Source organism: Streptomyces glomeratus, from assembly GCF_021462825.1.
Classification (GTDB): Bacteria; Actinomycetota; Actinomycetes; order Streptomycetales; family Streptomycetaceae; genus Streptomyces; species Streptomyces glomeratus.
This window is the reverse complement of the sequence record NZ_JAKEEB010000011.1, coordinates 94,348-114,875: the sequence shown is the minus strand read 5'-3', so window position 1 is coordinate 114,875 and position 20,528 is coordinate 94,348. Positions and strand designations below refer to the sequence as shown.

At 67.8% G+C, this 20,528-nt stretch carries 17 protein-coding genes and 2 pseudogenes; 13 read left to right on the top strand and 6 right to left on the bottom strand.

The window, feature by feature from the left end; translation table 11 throughout:
- The first annotated feature begins 9 nt into the window (after positions 1–9).
- The 6 genes and pseudogenes from LZ604_RS16010 to LZ604_RS15990 all read left to right on the top strand — a co-directional run bounded on the left by LZ604_RS16010 (position 10) and on the right by LZ604_RS15990 (position 9,864).
- Complete coding sequence (locus LZ604_RS16010) at positions 10–1,650, top strand: TIGR02677 family protein (RefSeq protein WP_234515779.1); 1,641 nt, start codon at positions 10–12, stop codon at positions 1,648–1,650.
- Complete coding sequence (locus LZ604_RS16005; RefSeq protein ID WP_234515778.1) at positions 1,647–2,972, top strand: TIGR02678 family protein; 1,326 nt, start codon at positions 1,647–1,649, stop codon at positions 2,970–2,972. The genes LZ604_RS16010 and LZ604_RS16005 overlap by 4 nt, the downstream gene beginning before the upstream one ends.
- Positions 2,969–7,207 carry a TIGR02680 family protein gene (locus tag LZ604_RS16000; protein WP_234515777.1) on the top strand — a complete coding sequence of 1,413 codons (4,239 nt, stop codon included), beginning with the start codon at positions 2,969–2,971 and terminating at the stop codon, positions 7,205–7,207. Before LZ604_RS16005 ends, LZ604_RS16000 begins: the two co-directional genes overlap by 4 nt.
- On the top strand, positions 7,204–8,475 hold the full coding sequence (locus LZ604_RS15995; protein ID WP_234515776.1) for a TIGR02679 family protein: 1,272 nt from the start codon (positions 7,204–7,206) through the stop codon (positions 8,473–8,475). The genes LZ604_RS16000 and LZ604_RS15995 overlap by 4 nt, the downstream gene beginning before the upstream one ends.
- A gap of 113 nt (positions 8,476–8,588) precedes the next feature.
- Positions 8,589–9,071: pseudogene (locus LZ604_RS36255) on the top strand (recombinase family protein); the annotation flags it as partial.
- The gene (locus LZ604_RS15990; protein WP_372482146.1) at positions 8,995–9,864 is read left to right on the top strand and encodes a recombinase zinc ribbon domain-containing protein; all 870 of its coding nucleotides are present in this window, start codon (positions 8,995–8,997) and stop codon (positions 9,862–9,864) included. The pseudogene LZ604_RS36255 and the gene LZ604_RS15990, both read left to right, overlap by 77 nt.
- Before the next feature lie 67 nt (positions 9,865–9,931).
- Here the strand turns inward: LZ604_RS15990 and LZ604_RS35755 are convergent, their stop codons facing one another.
- The 3 genes and pseudogenes from LZ604_RS35755 to LZ604_RS36045 all read right to left on the bottom strand — a co-directional run.
- The gene (locus tag LZ604_RS35755) at positions 9,932–10,105 is read right to left on the bottom strand and encodes a hypothetical protein (protein WP_267971428.1); all 174 of its coding nucleotides are present in this window, start codon (positions 10,103–10,105) and stop codon (positions 9,932–9,934) included.
- Between the two features lie 103 nt (positions 10,106–10,208).
- Positions 10,209–10,598, bottom strand: coding sequence for an IS110 family transposase (locus tag LZ604_RS36050; RefSeq protein ID WP_234515876.1), 390 nt, complete (start codon positions 10,596–10,598; stop codon positions 10,209–10,211).
- Positions 10,599–10,660: 62 nt separating this feature from the next.
- Positions 10,661–10,840 (bottom strand): annotated as a pseudogene (locus LZ604_RS36045) (IS110 family transposase); the annotation flags it as partial.
- A gap of 421 nt (positions 10,841–11,261) precedes the next feature.
- On the opposite strand from LZ604_RS36045, the gene LZ604_RS15970 reads away from it, so the two are divergent.
- The 3 genes from LZ604_RS15970 (at position 11,262) to LZ604_RS15960 (ending at position 13,842) form a co-directional block, all read left to right on the top strand.
- On the top strand, positions 11,262–11,462 hold the full coding sequence (locus LZ604_RS15970; protein ID WP_234515774.1) for an SCO3870 family protein: 201 nt from the start codon (positions 11,262–11,264) through the stop codon (positions 11,460–11,462).
- Positions 11,463–11,871: 409 nt separating this feature from the next.
- Positions 11,872–12,300, top strand: coding sequence for a hypothetical protein (locus LZ604_RS15965; protein WP_234515773.1), 429 nt, complete (start codon positions 11,872–11,874; stop codon positions 12,298–12,300).
- A gap of 444 nt (positions 12,301–12,744) precedes the next feature.
- A complete protein-coding gene (locus LZ604_RS15960; RefSeq protein ID WP_234515772.1) occupies positions 12,745–13,842 on the top strand; it encodes a hypothetical protein in 1,098 nt (365 codons plus the stop codon).
- 337 nt (positions 13,843–14,179) lie between these two features.
- Here the strand turns inward: LZ604_RS15960 and LZ604_RS15955 are convergent, their stop codons facing one another.
- Positions 14,180–14,938 carry a DUF899 family protein gene (locus tag LZ604_RS15955; RefSeq protein ID WP_234515771.1) on the bottom strand — a complete coding sequence of 253 codons (759 nt, stop codon included), beginning with the start codon at positions 14,936–14,938 and terminating at the stop codon, positions 14,180–14,182.
- Positions 14,939–15,139: 201 nt separating this feature from the next.
- Positions 15,140–15,304 carry a hypothetical protein gene (locus LZ604_RS15950; RefSeq protein ID WP_234515770.1) on the bottom strand — a complete coding sequence of 55 codons (165 nt, stop codon included), beginning with the start codon at positions 15,302–15,304 and terminating at the stop codon, positions 15,140–15,142.
- Between the two features lie 306 nt (positions 15,305–15,610).
- Between LZ604_RS15950 and LZ604_RS15945 the strand changes: the two genes are divergently transcribed.
- The gene (locus LZ604_RS15945; RefSeq protein ID WP_234515769.1) at positions 15,611–17,383 is read left to right on the top strand and encodes an FG-GAP-like repeat-containing protein; all 1,773 of its coding nucleotides are present in this window, start codon (positions 15,611–15,613) and stop codon (positions 17,381–17,383) included.
- Positions 17,384–17,708: 325 nt separating this feature from the next.
- Here LZ604_RS15945 and LZ604_RS15940 read toward each other — a convergent pair whose 3' ends face one another.
- Positions 17,709–18,251 (bottom strand): HMG-box domain-containing protein, encoded by a 543-nt coding sequence (locus LZ604_RS15940; RefSeq protein WP_234515768.1) that lies wholly within the window; start codon positions 18,249–18,251, stop codon positions 17,709–17,711.
- Between the two features lie 898 nt (positions 18,252–19,149).
- On the opposite strand from LZ604_RS15940, the gene LZ604_RS15935 reads away from it, so the two are divergent.
- The 3 genes from LZ604_RS15935 to LZ604_RS15925 all read left to right on the top strand — a co-directional run bounded on the left by LZ604_RS15935 (position 19,150) and on the right by LZ604_RS15925 (position 20,502).
- Positions 19,150–19,299: a hypothetical protein gene (locus tag LZ604_RS15935; protein ID WP_234515767.1), complete on the top strand. Its 150-nt coding sequence runs from the start codon at positions 19,150–19,152 to the stop codon at positions 19,297–19,299.
- A gap of 388 nt (positions 19,300–19,687) precedes the next feature.
- A complete protein-coding gene (locus LZ604_RS15930; protein WP_234515766.1) occupies positions 19,688–19,996 on the top strand; it encodes a hypothetical protein in 309 nt (102 codons plus the stop codon).
- An 83-nt stretch (positions 19,997–20,079) separates the two neighbouring features.
- Complete coding sequence (locus LZ604_RS15925; protein WP_234515765.1) at positions 20,080–20,502, top strand: DUF732 domain-containing protein; 423 nt, start codon at positions 20,080–20,082, stop codon at positions 20,500–20,502.
- Positions 20,503–20,528 lie beyond the last annotated feature (26 nt).

Genomic DNA, 20,528 nt, shown 5'->3' with positions numbered 1-20,528 from the left:
CTCGCAGGCATGGAGGCACCCGCACCCGGTACAGCGCAAAACGCCGCAACGCAGGATGTCCAGTACGAAGCGCGCCGTCGGCTGGACGCCTACACCTACCTCAGCGCCCCCGAGCGGCTGGAGCACCTGTCGATCATGCGGGTCTTCTGCGGGACCCTGCTGGCGGACCTGGCCGTCCCGGACGTCCTGGCGAAGCTGCGCCAGGCCGGGGGCCCTGCCGCCGGGCTGGACGCCGACACACTCACCGTCCGGCTCGAACAGCTGGTGAAGTGGGGCAACCTGCTGCGCAGCAGCCACACGGTCAAGGCGTCCAGCATCAGCGAGTACCAGCGGTCCCGGGCCCGCTATCAGCTGTCGAAGTTGGGCGAGCGCATCCAGCGGGACGCCGATGGCATCCTGGCCGAGGCGGACGCCGCCCGGGAGGTGAGCAACGAGCTGCTCGCCCTGGTCGAGCGCGGGCTCAGGGAGCTGGCCGAGCTCGTGACCGCGCCCGGCGGCATCGAACCGCAGGACGGGCTGGAGCGGGTCAGCACGCTGTTCGTGCAGTTCACCGAGTTCGCGGATTCCATCCGGGACTTCTACGCCTACCTCGGCCAGGTTCTGGCCCGGTACGACCTGGACAGCGCCGAGTACCAGGGCTTCAAGGAGCTGCTCCTCGACTACGTCGAGGCGATCACTGAAGACGTGGCGTTCCGCGCGCCCCGGATCTCGGCGGCACTGGAAAAGCTGTGGCCGCACATCCCGGATCTGCTCGCCCGGCTGGACGCCCACGCACAGGGGCTCACCGGCCTGTCACCGCAGGGAGACGGCCGCCTGGAGACACGGGTGCAGCGCAGCCGTGGGCGCGAGTTCGCGGACTGGGAGGGCCTGCGCGGCTGGTTCAGCGACACCGACGGGCAGGGCAGCCAGGTCGATCAACTGCGGGACGCCACCCTGCGCGCGTTGCAGTCGCTGCTCGCCAACGCCAAGCGGATGCTGCGGTCGGCCACCGGGGAGATGTCCCGGCGCAAGGACCTGCTGCGGCTGGCCCGGTGGTTCGAGGAAGCGGCGCCGCAGGACGCGCATGACATCGCCGTCGCCGCCTTCGGGCTGCACGGCGCCCGTCATCTGGGCATACCCCCGGCCACCGACGAGGTGGTGCCCGCCTACACGAGCTGGTGGACCGGGCCGGTCGTCGAGGTGCCGATGGCCCTGCGGGAAAGGGGCAGCCGCGCCCAGCGGGGCCGGACGTCCGCGGTGGAGGACCACTCCGCGCAGAAGCAGCGGCTGCGGGAGGCCGCCCGTGAGCGGGCCGCGGCCAGAGCAGCGGCGGCGGACGAACTGCGCAGCGCCTCGGGCCGGTTCGCCGAGGTGCGTCTCACCTCTGCAGCGCTCGGTCTGCTCCTGGAGCTGCTAGCCACCGCACTCGGGAACGCGCAGCTCCGGCGTCGCGCCGGCACGGACGGGAAGGGCGCGACGGAATTCGGCCTCGACCAGGCGCACAGCGAGGACGCCGAGCTGGCGATCCGGCTCACCGTGCGACGCACGGCGGGCGCCCAGTGTGTCCTGCACTCGGTCGACGGCGACCTGCTGCTGGACGACCTTGAGCTGGACGTCGGTCGTACCTCCTCCGACGTGGCCGACGGCGATGTCGAGGTGAGCGTGTCATGACCCTCCCCTCGGCACACGACGTCGCCCTGGCCGCCGAGCGCCGCAGCGCCGCCCGGCTGCTGCTCGCCCATCCGCTGGTCACCTCGGACGGCCCGCACGCCGACCTCTTCCCGCTGATCCGCAGGCATGCCGACTGGCTGGGCAAGCGGTTCCAGCAGGTGCTCGGCTACCGCCTGCTGGTCGACAGCTCATACGCCCGGCTCTTCAAGGCGGGGCTGGGAGCAGGCGCGGGACACCGACTGGAACGCTCCACCGGCACCCCCTTCACCCCGCACACGTACGCCTGCCTCGCGCTGGCCCTGTCCGTGCTGGTGACCGCACCCGAACAACTGCTGCTGTCACAGCTGGTGGCCGACATTAGGGCCGCCGCGGCCGACGCGGAGATCGAGCTGGAGGAGGCAGGTAGGGCGGCCGGGAAACGGACTCTGGTCGCGGCTCTGCGCCTGTTGGTCGAGTGGGGCGTCCTCATCGAGACCGAGGGCCATGTGGCCGCTCTCGCACAGGACGCGGGCGGAGAGGCCCTGATCACAGTGGACCGCGAGCTGGCTCGCGTCGTCGTCGCCGGCCCGCTCGCCCAGGCCCGTGACGGCGCCGACCTGGTCCGGCGGGCAGCCGACCCGGGGTTCGGCGGTCCTCGCACCTATGTGCGTCGGATGCTCGTCGAGACACCCGTCGTCTACCTGGACGAGCTGACCGACGCCGAACGCGACTGGTTGCGCACCCGGCAGCGCCGCGAAGCGCAGGCGTTCTCCGAACTTCTGGGCCTGGAGATGGAGATCCGCGCCGAGGGAGTGGCGCTGGTGGATCCAGAGGACGAGCTGACGGATCTGCACCTGCCGGGTACCGGGACGATCGCGCAGGCCGCCCTGCTGCTGGTGGAACGGCTCGTGGAGCGCCTTCGACCGCAGGAGCCCGGGCACCCGGCGACCGGAGGGACGCTCGTCATCGGCGTGGCTGTCCCGGACGGCCTGGTGGACGAACTGCTGGCCGAACTGGTCGTCGAGTACGGACAGCGCAGCAACTGGCAGCGTGGCTACGTGGAGGACATCCCCACCCTGCGGGAGGCCGTGCTGGACCTGCTAGCCCGCATGCGGCTGATGGCCCGCACCGGCCGGCTGCGTGCTGAGGGATATGGCCTGCCGGAGGGGTACGCCGAAGAGGCACCGGAGGGACGCACCGTGACCGATGTCCGCAGGGCACGTCCTGGCGGTGACAGCTGGGTGCTGCTGGCCGCAGCGGCACGCTACGCCACCCACGTGACCGTGCGCCCGGCCACCGCAGCCGGCAAGTGCACTGATGTTCAGGAGGAGTTGCCGCTGTGACCATCGATGCGGGTGGCCTCGTCCCGCTGCCGCGTTCCGGCCCCGCGACGACCGCTGGCACCCGCTTCCGGCTGCACCGGGCGGGCATCCAGAACGTCTGGCAGTACGACGAGCAGGAGTTCGCCTTCGGCGACGGACGGCTGCTCCTGCGCGGCAAGAACGGCGCGGGCAAGTCCAAGGCCCTGGAAATGCTGCTCCCGTATCTGCTGGACGGCGACTCACGGGCACTGGATGCGACGGGCACCGGCCGGACCACTCTCGCCTGGCTGATGCTGGACGGGTTCGAGCAGACTAACCGTCTCGGCTACCTGTGGGTGGAGTTTCGGGGCACGACCGAGGGCGGCGACCATCGCCACCTCACCCTCGGCGCCGCCATCCGCGCCTCGAAGTCGACGCAGAAGGCGCTGCCGGCGTTCTTCGTCACGCCGCTGCGCGTCGGTGAGGACCTGCACCTGGTCGAAGGCGGAAGGCCCCTGCCGGTCGACCGGCTCAAGGAGATCGTCGGCTCCGGTAACGTCACTGACCGCGCGGTCGTCCACCGTTCGCGGGTGGCCCGGGAGCTGTTCGGCATCACCGACGCGACCCGCTATCGCAACCTCACCCAGCTCCTCCACCGGCTGCGGCGGCCCACGGTCGGGGACCGCATCGAGCACGGTGGACTTGCTTCTCTGCTGAGCGAGACCCTGCCGGGACTCGACGAGGACGTGGTCGAGAAGGTCGCGCGTAACCTCCACGACCTCGACGCCGTACGCGACGAACTCGGCCGCCTGGAGCGCACCGATACGGCGCTGCGCACCTTCCTCACCAGTTACCGCGGCTACCTGTCCGGTGTCCTGCGCGCCTCCGCGCAGGCGGTGAGCCGGGAGCTGGAAATCCTCGCGCAGCGACGCCGGGCGGCCGGAGACGCCGCACAGCGGACGAGCGAGCTGAGGACGCAGGAGGAGGAGTCGGAAGCCCGGCTGGAAACCCTGCGCGAAGAGGAAGAAGCCGCCCGGACCGACCTCGCCGCCCTGCACGCCAGCCACGCCTACCGCAGCCTGCGCGAACTGTCGGAACGCCGCAGCACGGTCGAGGCGCTGCACGCCGCCGCCGTAGCCGCCTTCACAGCCCTGAGCAACGCGCACAGCGCAGAGGAGGGGGCGGCCGAGCGGCTGGCCGACGGTGTCGAACACCTGGGGAGCCGGCTGGCCGAACTGGGCACCGAGCACCGGGAGCTGCTGACGCAGGCGGAGAAGGCCGGGCTTCCCATTGGCCATCTCGGCGAGGCAGTTGCCCTGCCCCGCACGGTCCGCTCCCAGGCCGTCGAGACGGAGCTGACCACTCCTGACAGGGAGACACACACCGTGCAGCAGCCATCGGTCGTCCGCCTGGACGCGGCCGCGGTGCAGGTCGGACTGCGCTCGTGGCAGGGACAGCTGGAGGATGCCGAGACGGTCGTGAAGAACCGAGCTCGGATGGTCCAGGAGGTGACGCGTCTCACCGCGCGGGCCGAGGAGGCTCGAAGCCGGGCGGTGCAGGCCGACGCCGAGCGGGAACGGCTGGAGGGCGAGGCGGAAGAGGCCTCCGGCCGTCTCGATGCCGACCGCGAGAAGATCGCCGAGGAGAGCGGTGCCTATGCCCGCCGGGTCGCCGAGTGGGTAGCACGCACGCGGACCGCCGTTGGGTCCGACTGCCCGCCGCTGGACGTCGTCCACACCATGGTCGCCTGCGAGAGCTCCAGTGACGCCGTGTTCGCGGACCGTACGCTCCCGCCCGATATCGACAGCCAGGCGTGGCAGGCCGCCCATGCCGCATTGGAGCCGTACGGCGAGGAACTCACCGAGCGCCGCGATGCCCTCGCACTCACCGTCGGCCGGCTCGATGAAGAACGCGACCTCCTGACGCGTAAGAAGCGTGACTGGGAGCGACGTACCGATCCCGAGCCGGCGGTCCCTTACCACCGCGTCGCCGAAAGGGCACCGGGCACCGGAGCGCCTTTCTATCGGCTGGTGGACTTCACGGATGATCTGAGCCCCGCGCATCGGGCTGGTCTGGAAGCGGCGCTGGAGGCCAGCGGGATTCTGGACGCGTGGGTCGGCGCGGATGGCGCTCTTGTCGATCCCGGCACTCGTGACACTCTGCTGCTTGCCGGCCCCGCACTGCCGGAGGGGCCGACCCTCGCCTCGGCCCTGCGCCCAGCACCCCAACCGGGATGTGGGGTCACGTCCGAGCAGGTGGAACACCTGCTGACCGCCATCGCGCTCGCACCTGCCGAGGAAACGACCGCTCATGACGCGGTGTACTACGACGGAAGCTGGCGTCTGGGCATCCTCAGCGGCCGTCACCACAAGAGTGACGCCGAGTACGTGGGGGCCGCCGTACGCGCCGAGACTCGACGGCGCCTCCTGGCCGAGCTGGAACAGCGGCTTACACACACGGAACAGCGGCTGGCCGATGCCCGCCACGAACTCACCGAGGCCGATGCCCGGCGCCGGGCCCTCAGGCTCGCGGAGCAGAACTTCCCCCGGGCACGAGGTCTCGCCGACGCCTGGAGCAGAGCCGAGTCGGACGAAAGGACTCTGCGTGACATGACCGCCAAGGCCACCCGCGCGGCACGGGTGGCCGGGGAGGCCCGCGCTCTCGCCGTAGCCGCACGCGCCGAGGCTGACGCCACCGCCACCGCCCATGACCTGCCCAGCGACCCGGTCGAGCTGGAGCGCGTACGCGCCGCGCTGGCTGCCCTTCTCACCGGCATCGGGCATCTTCGCCGAGCGATCGGCAGCACGGGCGAGCGGCTCGGCACCCATCACGCCGATGCCGAGCGATACGAACGCGCCCGTAGAGAACGCTTGGCCGCGGAGGAGAACTACCGGCTCCGCCTCACCGGGCTGCGTACCGCGCAACAGGACCTGCGCACCCGCGAGGAGGCCATCGGGGCGACCGAAGAAGAGATCCTCACGCGCGAGCAGGAAGCCAGACAGCGCATCGCGCACGCCGCCCAGGCCGTCCCGGCTGCACAACGTATCCGGAACGATCTGCACGACCGGCGCGTGCGCGCGGAAGAGGAGGAGAAGCGCCTGCGCGAGGGCCTGACCGCCCAGGAGACGGCAGTTATCGCAACCGGCGGCGCCCTTCGCGGCGCACTCGGCCGGCCGGAGGTGGTGCGCGGCGCCGGGCTGGACCGGTCCTCGCTGCCCGAGGACGTGGTGGTCGATCCCGGCTCGGACGTCCGCAGCCGTCTGCGCGCGCTACAGGCACTGGCCGACGCGGTACAGCAGGCTCTCGGCCGCCCGAAAGGTGAGGTGTCGGACAGCACCCTGCTCAACCGGCACACCGACCTGCGCGACCAGCTGGCCGGCGGTTACGACGCGCAACTGGAGGAACGCGACGGGATCAAGGTGTGCCGCCTGATCGACGACCACGGTTCCCACGACGTCGCGGCCGTGGGCGAGCGGATCGCCGTCCAGGCGGCAGAGGCCCGGGGACGGCTCACCGAGCGCGAACGTGAGGTCTTCCAGCGGTTCCTGACCGGTGAGCTCGGTGACCATCTCTCGGGCCAGGTCATCACCGCGGCGAACCTGGTCTCGGCTCTCAATGAAACTCTGCGGACCGTACGCACCTCCCACGGTCTCGGTGTGGAGCTGCTGTGGAAGCTGGACGAAGACGTGGACGCAGACGTGAGGGCGGCCGTGGAGCTGCTGCGCAGTCCTTCGAGCCTGCGCACGCGTGAGCAGACCGAGCAGCTCCGCGAGGTGCTGCAACGCCGGATCGAGGATGCCCGACGGGCCGATCCCTCAGCCGGTTACGCCGCCCACCTGCGGACCGCGCTGGACTACCGTGATTGGTTCCGCTTCCACACCTTTGTGGTCGAGGACGCCGCCCCGGGGCGCAGGCGGAAACTGACCGGTCGCACCGGACTCAGCCAGGGCGAGCAGCGAGTGCTCTCCTACCTCGTGCTCTTCGCCGCGGCGGCCGCCCACTTCACGAGTCTCGCCGAGTCGGCACCACACGCGCCGCGGCTGATCCTGCTCGACGACGCCTTCGCCAAGGTCGACGAACCCACCCACGGGCGGCTGGGGCGGATCCTCGTCGATCTCGACCTCGACTTCGTCCTCACCAGTGAACGGCTCATGGGCAACTGGCCGGAAGTGCCGTCTCTGCACATCTACGAGTGCCTCCGTGATCCCCATGTGCGCGGGGTGGCCACCCTGCACTACACCTGGAACGGCCGGCACCGGCGTCTGGTGTCCGTATGAGCAAGCTGCCCGCGGCGACACGGGATTGGCTGGCCGGTCCCGGGCTCACCCGGCTTTGGGAAGCGGTACGCAAGCGTCTGGAAAGCAACGGCGTGCAGACCACCGGTTCGCTCCGGCTGACCTCGGTGAGCGCCCAGGAACGCAACGACCTGTCGCTTCTGTTGGGCAAACCCGTCACGGGCGCTGCCGTAACTGTGCGCCTCAATGCGCTCGACACGCGGCTGCGTGCCTCGGCGGCCGGACTCGGGCTCAGGGACGTCTTGGAGGAACTCGGCCCTCCGCTCACCGACCGCCGTGCCGTCCGCGCGGGTATCGCGGCATGGCGCGAGCACGTATGGTCGTCGCTCGCCTCGGCGTTGGACGCCTCTCCGCTCGCCGGACAGGAGTGGACCGGCCAGTGGTGCGACTTGCTCCGCCGTGCCGGCGTCCCGAGAGGAGCGACACCTGAAACGGCGGTCCGAACTCTTCAACAGGCGGTGCAGGTCCTCACCGTGCTGCTCACCCCGGAACGGGGTGGCACCCGAGGCCGAGGAGAACTTGCCGCCCTGGCGACCGGGTCCGCACACGGACTGGACGACGGCACCTGGCTCGCGCGCCTCGTCCAACGCGGAATCGCCCTCGCCCACGGCACCGAGTTCCCCGGCGACGCGGCCGGCCGACGTGCGCTGTGGCGGCTGGTGTCCGTCACACCGGACGAGGTCTCCAGCACAGTGCTGACCTACGGGCTGCGACCCGTCGGCGGAGGCTGGCGGGAGCAGGCTCTGAGGCAGCGAGCCGACCATCACGCCGAAGCCCACCTCACCTCACGGGACCTGCACGACCTGCAGCTGCAACTGCCAGCCGGAACAGTGATCCACATCTGTGAGAACCCGCGCGTGGTGGAGGCTGCGGCGGACGCTGCCTGCGCCCGCCCCCTGGTGTGCACCTCCGGCAGCGCCGCCACGGTGGTCCTCACACTCCTCGACGCCCTCGCCGCCACCGGCTGCCGTTTCGCGTACCACGGCGACTTCGACTGGCCGGGCATCGCTCTGGCCAACCGGATCATCCGCCGTTACGAAGCCCAGCCATGGCGCATGGGCGCCGAGGACTACGAGCACCTGACCGCTCGCAGCCAGACGGAGGGAATCCCTCAGCTGCCGCTCGACGGCCAGCCCGTCAGCGCAGCCTGGGACCCAGGTCTCGCCCCTGCCATGACCGCTCTCGGGGTCGCGCTCCATGAGGAGGTCACCCTCGACCTTCTGGTGGACGACCTGTCGGGTCAGGCGTAGGAACGCCTTGGGGCACGTCTCAGGTGCTCAGGGGGCGCCCCGGTGCTGGGAGCCATCTGGGAGCCGACCCACTCCCCGAGCCCTGAGCTCCTAGGCCCAGCTTCAGGGCCGCTATCTCGGCGGGCGGCCACACTACGGCTACCGGATCGCCGACGCAGGCCCCCACCCCAACCCCTCGAAGGCCAGCCGCCGGCCAGCGCATCCACAGGCTCGAGCTGGACCCCGCCGCTGCGCCCGTCGTGCAGCGGATCTTCCGTCTGTACGTGGACGGCATGAGCTACAGCGCCATCGCCGCCCAGCTCACCCGGGAAGGCATCCCCTGTCCCTCCGCCCACGACGCCACCCGCAATCCGCACCGCAACAAGACCGCCTGGCAGCAGGGCGCCGTACGCGCCATCCTCCTCAACCCCCGCTACACCGGCCACGAAGTCTGGAACAAACAACGCAAGGAAGAACGCCTCCTCGACGTCGACGACGTCACCCTCGGCCACCGCACCCACGTGACCCACAACCCGCCTGATGAGTGGATCCACTCCATCGAGCCCGCCCACGAAGCGATCACCAGCCCCGCTCTCTTCGATGCCGCCCGCACCGTGCGCACACAGCGCGCCCGCAACCAAGGGCGGCAGGAGCGCGCCGGCAAGCTGGGCACGCCCCTACGCTCTGCGTGGTCGGATCCGGTGCAGGCTGTGCGGGCGGAAGATGCAACCGGCCACCATCCGCAGCCACGTCTACTACCGCTGCGAGTTCAAAGAGGAAGAAGCCGCCCTCTACCCCGATCTCACCCACCCGCGCACCGTCTACCTGCGCGAAGACACCGTGTGCCAGGCCCTGGACCGATGGATCGCCCGCGCCTTCGCCCCCCAGCGGCTCTCCGCCACCATCGAAGCGCTCACCCACGCCAGCGCCGCAGCAAGCACCGCAGAGACCCAGACACCCGAGCAGGCCCAAGCACGCCAGGCGATCAAGGAATGCGAGCGGCGGCTCACCCGCTACCAGGCAGCCCTCGACGCCGGAGCGGACCCCGCCGTCGTCACCCAGTGGATCAACGAGGCCCAGCGGGACAAGGACGCGGCGCGGAAGAAGCTCGACGCACACCCCGCCGTCCCCCGGAAGAAGCAATCCCCGCTCGACGCGCAACAGATCCGGCAGATCACGGAGAGTCTCGGACACATTGCACAGCGCATCCAGACCGCCGCCGAGAAGAAAGGCCCGCTCTACGACGCCCTGGGCATCACCATCAGCTACGAACACGCAACGAGGACCGCGACCGTAAGGTCGAGGCCCTCGATTCCGTATCGTCAAGCGTTGTGTCCGAGGGGCGAGTCAACGGCTGACGATACGGTCTTGGTGGCGCAAGGGCAGTTCCACCTGCCAGACGGAAAGTGAGCCACACCTCCACTGAGGTGTTGTCGCGTGACCCGCACTGTATGAGCGGCGTTACTGGGGCCGGCAGTCAGTCGCGGGGGCGGTGGCTGGCTTCTTCGAGGTCGAGTTCGTGCTGGATCCGCCGCCGGGTGGTGTGGCTGATCTTGTTCGCTTCGTAGAGGCGCTGATACGAACAACTCCGATCACGGAGCACTGCGGCCAGGTGCTCCAGCCGCCCCGTACGGCGGGCGACCGCTGCCACAGCGGCGCCCTGCCGCTCGAGCGACAAGGCGGTGGCCGCACCGATGCCGCTGGGACCGGGGCCGCCTGCACGACGAGGGGTTCGAGTTCTGCGTCAGCCTCGGCTATCTCATGGGTAGGTTCTGGTGGCGGCGAGCCAGTCGCCGCAGCGCGGTTTTGACCGCGCAGCTCGGGTCGGCGAGGTCGGTGCCGGGGCGGGAGCGGGCGAGCTGCGAGATCAGCTGGTAAGTAGGCAGGCCACGTAGGCGTTCACGCACCTCGGCAGGGGCTGCGACGATGAGCGTACGGATCTGGTTGATCGTCTGGGTACGGGCCTTGATGGCCGAACGCCGGACGATCCGCAGGGATCGGATGGCCTCCACGATGCCGTCGCGGGTTTTCGGCTGGCCGCTTGCGCGGCCGGGCAGGACGGCGGTCGCGGCGGCGTAGGCGTCCACGGGGTCGGACTTGCCGTTGGCCCGCCGGGCCTTGCGGTCGGGGCGGTCCACGTCCACGACGTGACCTCGTTTGCCCGCAGGAACCGGGTGAGTTCGGAGCCGTAGGCGCCGGTCCCTTCAACTCCGACGGCGAGGACATCGCCGTGCGTACGCAGCCATTCCAGCAGGTGGCGGTAGCCGTCGGGGGTGGTGGGGAACGGTGCGGTGGCAAGGTGCCGGCCGATGGAGTCGATCACCGCGGCCTGGTGGAAATCGGTGTGGGTGTCCACGCCGCCGACCACCACGATCTGGTCTGCCATGCTGTGTCTTGCTGTTCTTCCGTGCGATGCGCGAGGGATCGCACGGGCCGGTCGGGCGGCTGGACAAGACTGTGGTGGGACCTTTGGCCGGGCTCTATGAGGTCACAGGCGCCCGACCGGCCGCGTGCAAAGCGCCGCCCAGCCGGCCGACGATTCCTGGAAAGGACAGCCAAAGCGTCAATCGTTCGGTGAGTCAGACCTGCCGAGCGGCGCCGTCGTCAATCCTCACAGTCGTTCGTACAGTGGCGCGCTCCACCTTGACGCCATGAACCACGCCCGCTCCACGGTGTGTGGGTCGACGGCGGACGGGATGGGAGCTGGGGAGAGTGCTGGGCTGGGTAGGTCTTCGGCCGCACCCTGAGATCACGATGCGTGTAGCCTCGATTGTGATCAGTCGTCTCTTGGCTTGGGGGAAGTACCAATGACGAAGGGCCCGTTCGTCGCTATGGCCGCCGCGACAGCCGCGCTTGGGACTGCACTTGGTTCCCTTGCGCTCCAGCTTCGTGCGGACGGCTACGAGCAGTACGTCGAATCCGTAGCCACCTTCAGTGTCCTGATGTACGTCACCGCAGTTCTCACCGTGGTGACGTGGGTCCGTGACGGTCGACCGCACACAAACTGAGTGTGCAAAGGGCGCCTCTCCGCCCTGACACCAGCCGCTGACACCAACAAGTGCGAACAGCGGCGGTCGGCGCCAAACCTGAGTGGACGATCGACCGAGGCGGAGCGCCAGTTGGCCAACGTCGTCGCACCCCGTGATCGACCTGATAAGGACGAGGCCGAACCTCAAAGCGCCGTGCCCCACTCGTGCCCGATGAAGCGGGAAACCACGGGGAACAGCGGGCAGCGACGGTGGCCGGACATGAGAGCGGCCCCTGGCCGAGTCTCCCTGCTCAGGGGCCGTTCTCGCTGCTTGCGCTGCGGAGGCGGTGGGATTTGAGCCCACGGTGGCATCGCTGCCACGACGGTTTTCAAGATCAGTCAGGAGGTGGACACTGCACCAGACCGACGGGCTAAGCCATGATGCAGCGATGAGCAGGATCATCGAATTCTTCGTTGCGCCGGATGAGACGTCAGCGGCCAGCGTCCTTGCGGGTGGATCCGAGGGCACGTTCGAGACGGTGACATTGGGCAACTTCTTGGTTGAGATCTCGGTCCTGGAGTGGGAAGAGCTGACGACCGGGACAAGCTTCGATGCGCTTTTGGATGCCGGGGAGCCGCGCAGTGTCGCCGAGGACGGTGATTGCCAGGTGTTCGTGGTGTCCGAGCGGCTCCTCCGCGAGTTGGCAGGCGTCGACGACCTTCGCATCGCCGAGCTCGCCAAGGGCTGGAAACGCATGCGCAGCGAAGATGGAGAGGATCTGGACGACGAGCCCGCGCGCGAGATCCTGACCGAGGTTTCGGAACTGGCCCGCGTCGCGAATGATCAAGGGTTCGGCCTCTACTGCTGGGTGGCGTAGGCGGTCCCCCACCGCCGGGCCGGCGCGCGGGCGCCCAGATGCCCGCCCCGGCCTGGTCAGCATGTAGCGGTACAGCAGCGGAGCACAGCAACCACAGCAACCCGGCCCGCCCGGTAATGCCTCCAAAGAGCCGTGCCACGACCGGTATGACCACCACCGACCGATCCACATAGAGCTACGGATCAGAAGGTTCCAGGATTCGAATCCTGCCGAGTGCGCACGGGTAAGAGGCCACGGACCACTCCGGGGCACGCTGCAAGCCGGCGGGCGCCGCGTCGAAGGGGCCACGAGCCGCGAGAGAGCTATCAGGTTTGTGTTCATCGACCAGGCTCGAACCCGCGACTGGGCGTTGGTCAGGGGCCGGTGTCGCGGTCGTCGAGATGCTGAGACACCGACGGGTCGTCTGAGTTTCAATATCTGAACCAAAATGGGGAGGGATCCAGGGTGGTTCAGATGTACCCGCCACCACCTGCACCGAGCAGGCGGAAGGCGTGGCTGCTGATTGGCTCCGTGTCCGCAGTGATGGCGACGGCAGTGGGGGTAGCCGTCTACATCGGCCAGTCCGATAAGGGGCACTCGTCGGCGGCTCCGTTCACTCATGCCTTCGAGACACCGCACCTGTGGGTGGGCACGGCCGATGACGGCGTGGCGATGGTTGAGCTGACGAGGACGGGGTCGAGTCTGTCGGGGTCGTTCGACGTCACAGCGATCCCGTCCAGCGACCGGACAACGACGAAGGCGGAGCACGCGGCCTTCACGGGGACGGTCGACGGGTCTGCGGTGACGATTCGGATTGACGGGGCTCTGGGGTCGGTTGGCTCCCTGTCGGGGACGCTGACGAACACCGAGATGATTCTTCACGTACCGCACGACACCGGCACCATGTACACGCTGACGCTGCGGCCGGGCTCGGTCGACGACTACAACAGCAAGGTCGGCGATCTCCAGAGCCGGGCCCGGCATGCGCTCACTGATCTCCAGGACGCGCAGGCAAAGGAGGCTCAGGCAGCTGCCGACGCGGAGACCAGGGGGAAGATCGACGCTGCGGCGACGAAGGTGAACTCGGCGTACACCGCGCTGAAGCAGACGCTGGGCGTGTCGGTCGACTACAGCTCCTTTGAGACCGACCTCGCGACAGTGCGCAGTGACCTGAAGACGGTCAAGGACAACGCGGCGAATCTGTCCGGCGAGGACGCGTGCATTGACGCTGGCTCCGTGGAGATGGATGCCGGGACGGTCGAGATGGACGCGGGGACGCTGGAGTCGGACCGGGGGACGCTGGACTACACGATCTCCGACATCGAGAGCCAGTCGACGGCGTTGAAGGACGCGTGGGACGCGTACGAGACGGCGCAGGGCCTCATGCCGGAATACACGCCAGTCCTGTCGACGGGGGTCGGTGGGGTCTCGAAGCTGCGGACGAACGCTAAAGACACGGTGTCCGCAATCAAGTCCAAGGGTGACGGCTACGTAAAGACGGGTAAGGACTTGGCCGCCGAGGCACGCAGGGTTTCCGACGCTGCCGTTGGTTCTGCGTGCTAGCAGAGGCGCTCTAGGCATGAGTTTCCCCGCCGTTTGGCAGGTGTGTCTTGTGCCCCTCTGGTAGCAACGCGACAGCAGCCAGTCATCACCGACTGGAGGCACGCGGATGACCGGCCGAACAGCCCTCAGTTACCGCCCCGCTCGTAGTTCGCATCGAGGTGCCACACGCAACACCCCCGCTCGGGCCGTATCGGGGCCGTGCGGGGGTGCTCAACGACAACCAACGCTGACAACCGTCGACAGCTAAGCCGCAGGTCGCAGCGTTGATCGATTACCCGGCTGCAGGTCAGAGACCCGGGCCTTCACTTCTTCGGCTACTGGGCGCCCTTCAGGAGGTTCAGGAGCAGCAGCCTGAGCGGTCCGTGCTGTGCTGTCCGCCGTGGAGGTCGTCGTCGTGGCCTGCGTCGAGCCGTTCCCATTGCGCGGTCGGCCGTCCGTCCTTGCGGAACTGCTGACCGAGGGTCCCGTACTGCTGAGGCCAGCCCGGTGGGGAGTCCTCCCAGGTCTCCTGCCGCCCGTGGACGGTCATGTCGAGAATGCCGTAGGACGGGGCCATGGGTTCGACGCCGCGGCCCGTGGTCCAGTACGTCTCGTGGACCCGGTTCCCGTCTCGGAGGTAGCACGCCTTCATCCCGAAATGGCGGCCGGCCAGGAGCCGTTCATGCGACTCGGCGGGCACGGAGTACCAGGGCATGTCCCAGCCCATGAAGCGGCGATAGCGGTCGGACTCGTCGAAGGGGCCCTGGCAGAAGGCCGCGAAGGTGACGTCACGCTGATGCAGATAGGACAGTTCGCGGACCTGGCCGGTGAAGAAGGTGCAGCCCTCACACTGGTCGGCGGCGCGGCGGCCGTCGTGCCACATGTGATATGAGACGAACAACTGGGTGCGGCCCTCGAAGACGTCGATCAGGGGAACGGCCCCGGTGCCCGTGACGAGCGGGGTGGACGGATCCACCTCGGTCATGGGCAGGCGCCGCCGCGCGGCGGCGATCGCGTCGCCCTCCCGGGTGTGCGTCTTCTCCCGGGTGCGCAGGGTGTCGATGGCGGCCAGCCACTCCCGGCGGGAGACGACCGGCGGCGTATTCACAGCAGTCATGCCCGTACTGACCCGGCAGCCCATGAGAACTCATCGGTTGAGCCCGAGGCGGGCGAGAGGCCATTGCGGTACAGCAGCGAAGTACAGCAACCTCAGCGTCCAACATCGTCCGGCATAGCCATCACGGCCGCCTGCATGACCTCCAATGACCGATCTCTCTAGAGCTACGGATCAGAAGGCTTCTGACATCCAAGGCTGACATCAACGACGCCGGACGGGGGCGTACACCAGCGTCCCTGCCCGGCCGTCGCACGAGTCAACGACCGCATCCGTCATCTTCACCGCGGAGTCGGGATCGGCTTCCTCGTCCCCGCTGCTCTCCAGCCCCCACACGGCATCGACGAGCAGACCGGTGAGTGCCGGCACGAGCGGATCCCTGAGTGTCCAATCGCGTGACAGCGCCCACGGACAGCGGCGGACACCCGCGAACGCCCATGGACGGTCGCGACAGATGAGAAGTGCCCTGGCCCAAGGTGCTTGCCCGGGTTCGCTTCAGGGCGAAGGGGTCACCATGCCCAGTCCGTGGGCTCATCGGGTGTTCTCGGCTCTGGTGGTGGGTGTCGGGTGGTGGCTGGGCGTGTGCCGTTGGCAGTGTGCCTCTTTGTCGTCCAGCCCGCCTGGGTGGCACCGCTCGAGCGGCCCTCTCGGGGTCTTGCGAGGATCGGAGAGACGATGACGTCAGGGCAGATGACCGGCGCGATGCGGGGCAGGTTCGCCCTGCTCGTGGCGGTGGTGATGACCGGGGTGGTTCTGGGGCTGTTCCCGGGGGCCGGGACCGCAGAGGCCGCAACCGCGACCTTCGCACCGAAAGTCGACTACCCCACCGGCGTCGGCCCTGACGGGGTGGCGGTGGGTGACTTCAATGGTGATGGCTTCCGGGACATCGTCACCGCGAACTTCTCCGCGAGTACGGTGTCGGTGCTCTTGAACAATGGTGACGGCACGTTCGCCGCCAAGACCGACTACCCCACCGGCGTCGGCCCTGACGGGGTGGCGGTGGGTGACTTCAATGGTGATGGCTTCCCGGACATCGTCACCGCGAACTTCTCCGCGAGTACGGTGTCGGTGCTCTTGAACAATGGTGACGGCACGTTCGCCGCCAAGACCGACTACCCCACCGGCGCCGGCCCTGACGGGGTGGCGGTGGGTGACTTCAATGGTGATGGCTTCCCGGACATCGTCACCGCAAACGCCAACGCAAGTACGGCGTCGGTGCTCTTGAACAATGGTGGCGGCACGTTCGCCGCCAAGACCGACTACCCCACCGGCTCCAGCCCTGCCGCGGTGGCGGTGGGTGACTTCAACGGTGACGGCTTCCCGGACATCGTCACCGCGAACTTCTCCGCAAGTACGGCGTCGGTGCTCTTGAACAATGGTGACGGCACGTTCGCCGCCAAGACCGACTACCCCACCGGTGCCAATCCTGAGGGGGTGGCGGTGGGTGATTTCAACGGTGATGGCTTCCCGGACATCGTCACCGCAAACACCAACGCGGATTCGGCGTCGGTGCTCTTGAACAATGGTGACGGCACGTTCGCCGCCAAGACCGACTACCCCACCGGAAGCGTCCCCACCTCGGTGGCGGTAGGCGACTTCAACGGTGACAGCTTCCCGGACATCGTCACCTCGAACCTCGGCGTGAGTACGGTGTCGGTGCTCTTGAACAATGGTGACGGCACGTTCGGCGCCAAGACCGACTATATGACCGGCAGCGGTCCAGTCGCGGTGGCGGTGGGTGACTTCGACGGTGACGGAGCCCCAGACCTGGTAACCGCGAACTCCGTGAGTACGGTGTCGGTGCTCTTGAACAATGGTGACGGTACGTTCGGCGCCAACACCGACTATACGACCGGCAGCAGCCCTGTCGCGGTGGCGGTGGGCGACTTCAACGGCGGACTGCCCGACATCGTCAGCGCAAACAGCAGCTCGAGTACGGTGTCGGTGCTGCTCAACACCACCGGCTCCTCCACAGGACCCGTGATCACCAGTCCGGCCGACGGATCAACGATCAAGGACTGCGGTGGGCGCCCCGGCAAGCACCGCAACGTCATGGGGAACACAGGGCGGCGCTGCACGGTGACTTTCACCGGCACAGGCAGCTCTGGTGACACCATCTCCGTCACCGATGAGCACGGCGTCACGATCTGCACGGCCGTCGTCGATGCTGCCGGAAACTGGACCTGCACCTCGAAGAGACCGATCTCCTCGGGGCAACACACCTTCACCCCCACCGCCACTGACGCCGGCGGTAACACCACCACCGGCCCTTCCGTGACAGTGACCATCAAGCCGCAGTCCCGCAAGCCCTGCAAACCACACAGGCTGAGTGCCATCCACACCTCACCGGTACGACCGACGGTCGGTGCCGCAGCGGGGCAGACGGCCTATACGCGTGGCTCAGGTCATGAACCGGTGTCCGGATCACGACCTGAAAGGTGTGTGTGATCTCAAGACCGATCCCGGACGCACGCACAACAGCGCAGGACCGCACCACAGCAACCGCCCTCGTCCGGCAGCGTCCCACTGGGGCCATTGAAACGGTGGGTATGAGCGAGGCTGACCGCTCTCGCCAGAGCTACGGATCAGAACGTTCTGACATCCACAGCTGACATCGACGGGTCCGGACAGCGGCGGATCGGGCCGACCACGCTTGGACCAGTCGTCGCCTGCCGAGTCGGATCCTGACGGGCAGACGTGAGTCGGGATCGAACTTGTAAAGCGGTGGTCGACGCAAGTGCTGCATAGCAACTACCACCGGGGTCCCCGACGCTCAGGCGCCATACGCGCGATCCCTGCCGCCGCTGGCCTCGATCAACCAAGACAGCGAACCGCTGCCGAATGGCCAACCGGTGGTGGCTACCTCAACCCAGCCGCTGCCCGGCTCGTCTGACCCCGCCTCCCACCACGACCAGCTGCGGTCGTCGCCCATGCCCTCGTCGGTTGGGTCGAAGTAGTAGAGCCAGCCTGACAGCGTCCAAGGTCCTTCACTGAACTCCGCCTTCTGCTCAGGCGTCATCGCCTGCCACTTCCGGAGCCAGGCCTGGGCGTCGAATGGCAGGCCAGCCCCCGACTCCGTGTGCTCCGGCGCGCACCGCTGCACGAACCACGCCGGCAGCAGCTCCGGCCACCGCTCGAAGGCGGGCCAGTCATACGTCCGCTCGACCACAGCCGTCAGCACAGCACGGGCATCAGCGATGACCCGTGCCGGATCTTCGGCGGCGAACCGGACCCTCACGAGAAACGGCCTCTGCTGACTGTCATCAGTTCCGAGGCCGGACCGCAGACGCCGAAGCTCGCCCTTGATGATCTCCACGGCGAAGAAGTGTGCACTGCCACCGGCTTAGCCGCACGCGAAAAAGCCAGTCGAATGCCTGTCGAAGTCGGCATGCGAGGCTACTCCAGGCCGTACAACTGCCCAGGTCAGTGGCTCATTGTGGGCGAACCAGAAGTGCGCCTTCTAAGCGCCTGGTCGCTCGGTGCGTGCCACAACCGTGCACATGGAGCGGCCAACCACGGTCAATAGCGGTCGGCGTCAGCCGAGATGCGCCGGTGAGCTGCGAGCTCTCCTGAGCTGGCTCCCGGGGCAGCGCCTCAACCGCACCACGCCATACACATGTTCGTCCATGGGGTGCGGCGGGCCCAGCCAAGCTCGGGCCGCGCCGGCCACCCGATTCGGGCTACCCCCCCGGCCTAGTCCGCCGTAGGGCGCACACACGTCGTGTTGCATCTGTGAGACGGTCCCCAGCTTCCTCGAACGACCCGCGCCTACTGGACGCGCCGTTGCGAGGAGTACCGGAGGACGGGTAAGTGAACCCCTCTGAGATGCCTCAGCAGAGACCAAAGCGCCTTATACGAGGGCGCTTTTCTTATCTGGTCAACAAGTGGCAGAATCTCAGCAACAAAGGATGCTGGGAGGAAGACAGTGGCAACCGTTATTCGCCCGAGCGACGTGAACCCCTCGGCAGATCAGGCCGAGTTCCAGTTCTGGAAGTGTCGCCAGTGCGGAGCTGAGCCCTTGGGCCTGTTGGTGGACGAGCGAGGCCGGTACCACTACCGCCACGACGACCCTCACGGGCTGGACCCGCACACCGACATAATCCCTCTCGGGTACGTGGACGGCGTGCTCACGAGGTTCTGAAAGAAACAACGAACGGCCCTGGATAGAGAAAGTATCCGGGGCCGCTCTCACGCAATCGTACAGGAGAGACACAGTGAAGCCGAGCGTTGAGGGCATGCTCCACCTGAGGAAGCAGGGGTGGACGTTCGAGGGGATAGGCAAGGAGTACGGCATGTCCGGCGCGGTCTACTGGATGCTCAGGGACCTCCCCGTCCACCGGGAGGACAACGAGTCCGGACGGTAGGACCCTGGAGGAGTGGTGCTAGGGGTGTCCTGGGGAAGCGACTGGGGCGGACAGGCATACGCGGATGTGTCGACCGTGGATCAAGCCCTGGACTGCTTGCGCTGCTCCCTGCGTCGCTCCCTGCGCCACCTCAGCCCCCAGTGGAGGGGTTGCCTGCTGCGTGCGGCAGCTCGGGAACTGCAAGACCGCGTGGACACTCAGGGTCGTGAGGCAGTGGCAGCAGGTAAGGACTGGTACGAGAGCGTTGGCCCTGTATGGGCGTCACTGCATCCCAAGTAGTACATAGCAAGTTCGAGGGGGTCATCGTCTTCACGGTGGCCCCTCTTTTCGTTCACTGATCAACCACATATGATCACCGGCCTACGAACCATGTGGGGGGCACATCTACATGCAAACGCTCACCGAGCGATACGGCAAGAAGCGGGTATGGGCGGTCATCGGCTGCGCCTGGGCTGTGGTCCTACTCGTTGGGGTAGTCAAGGCGACCACCGATGACGGCGGTGTTCCGTCCTGCGCAAAGGTGCAGGCCGATCCGTCGGCACCCGTGACGATGAACGAGATGGTCGAGTGCATGGACGAGATAGACAAGTGGTGCCACGACAACCACCCGGACGATCGCTACTGCACCATCAGCCTTGAAGAGAAAGGCTGGTACGACGACAACTGGGTTAACCATCCCGCCCCCGTGTCCGGATGAAACCCGAAGAGTCCTGAAACAACGAAAGGCCATCGGCCAGAGCCAGCCTCGCCGTGGGGCTGGCTTTTCTATGAGGAGAGACTGTGAACGGTAAGAAGAAGGCCCTGCTGATCGCTGGTGGCGTCCTGGTGGTGGCTGCCATCGCCAACGCGGGCAACGGTGACGACACCGACACCCCGACGAAGGCGAAGCCCGCGGTGAAGGTGTCCACCTCCCCGAAGGCCAAGCCGAGCGAGGCGCCGGCCCCGATCAAATTCGATGAGCCCAACGCGGCCGAAGAGAAGCAGCTCCTCAGCAAGCTGCACGCGATCAACCCCGGCATCACGGTGAACGAGGAGCGGGCCGTGCGTCGGTCCGTGAACACCTGTCAGGAGATGCAGGCCGGTAACTCGATGAAGTCCATCGTCACGAACACCAGCGCCCGCTTCACCGGTGGGGACGCCACGGTGGACGAGCGCCAGGCGGCCGAGGTCGTCAAGGCCGTGAAGGACACGTTCTGCGGCTGACGCTCTAATACTCCAGCAGGATTTCG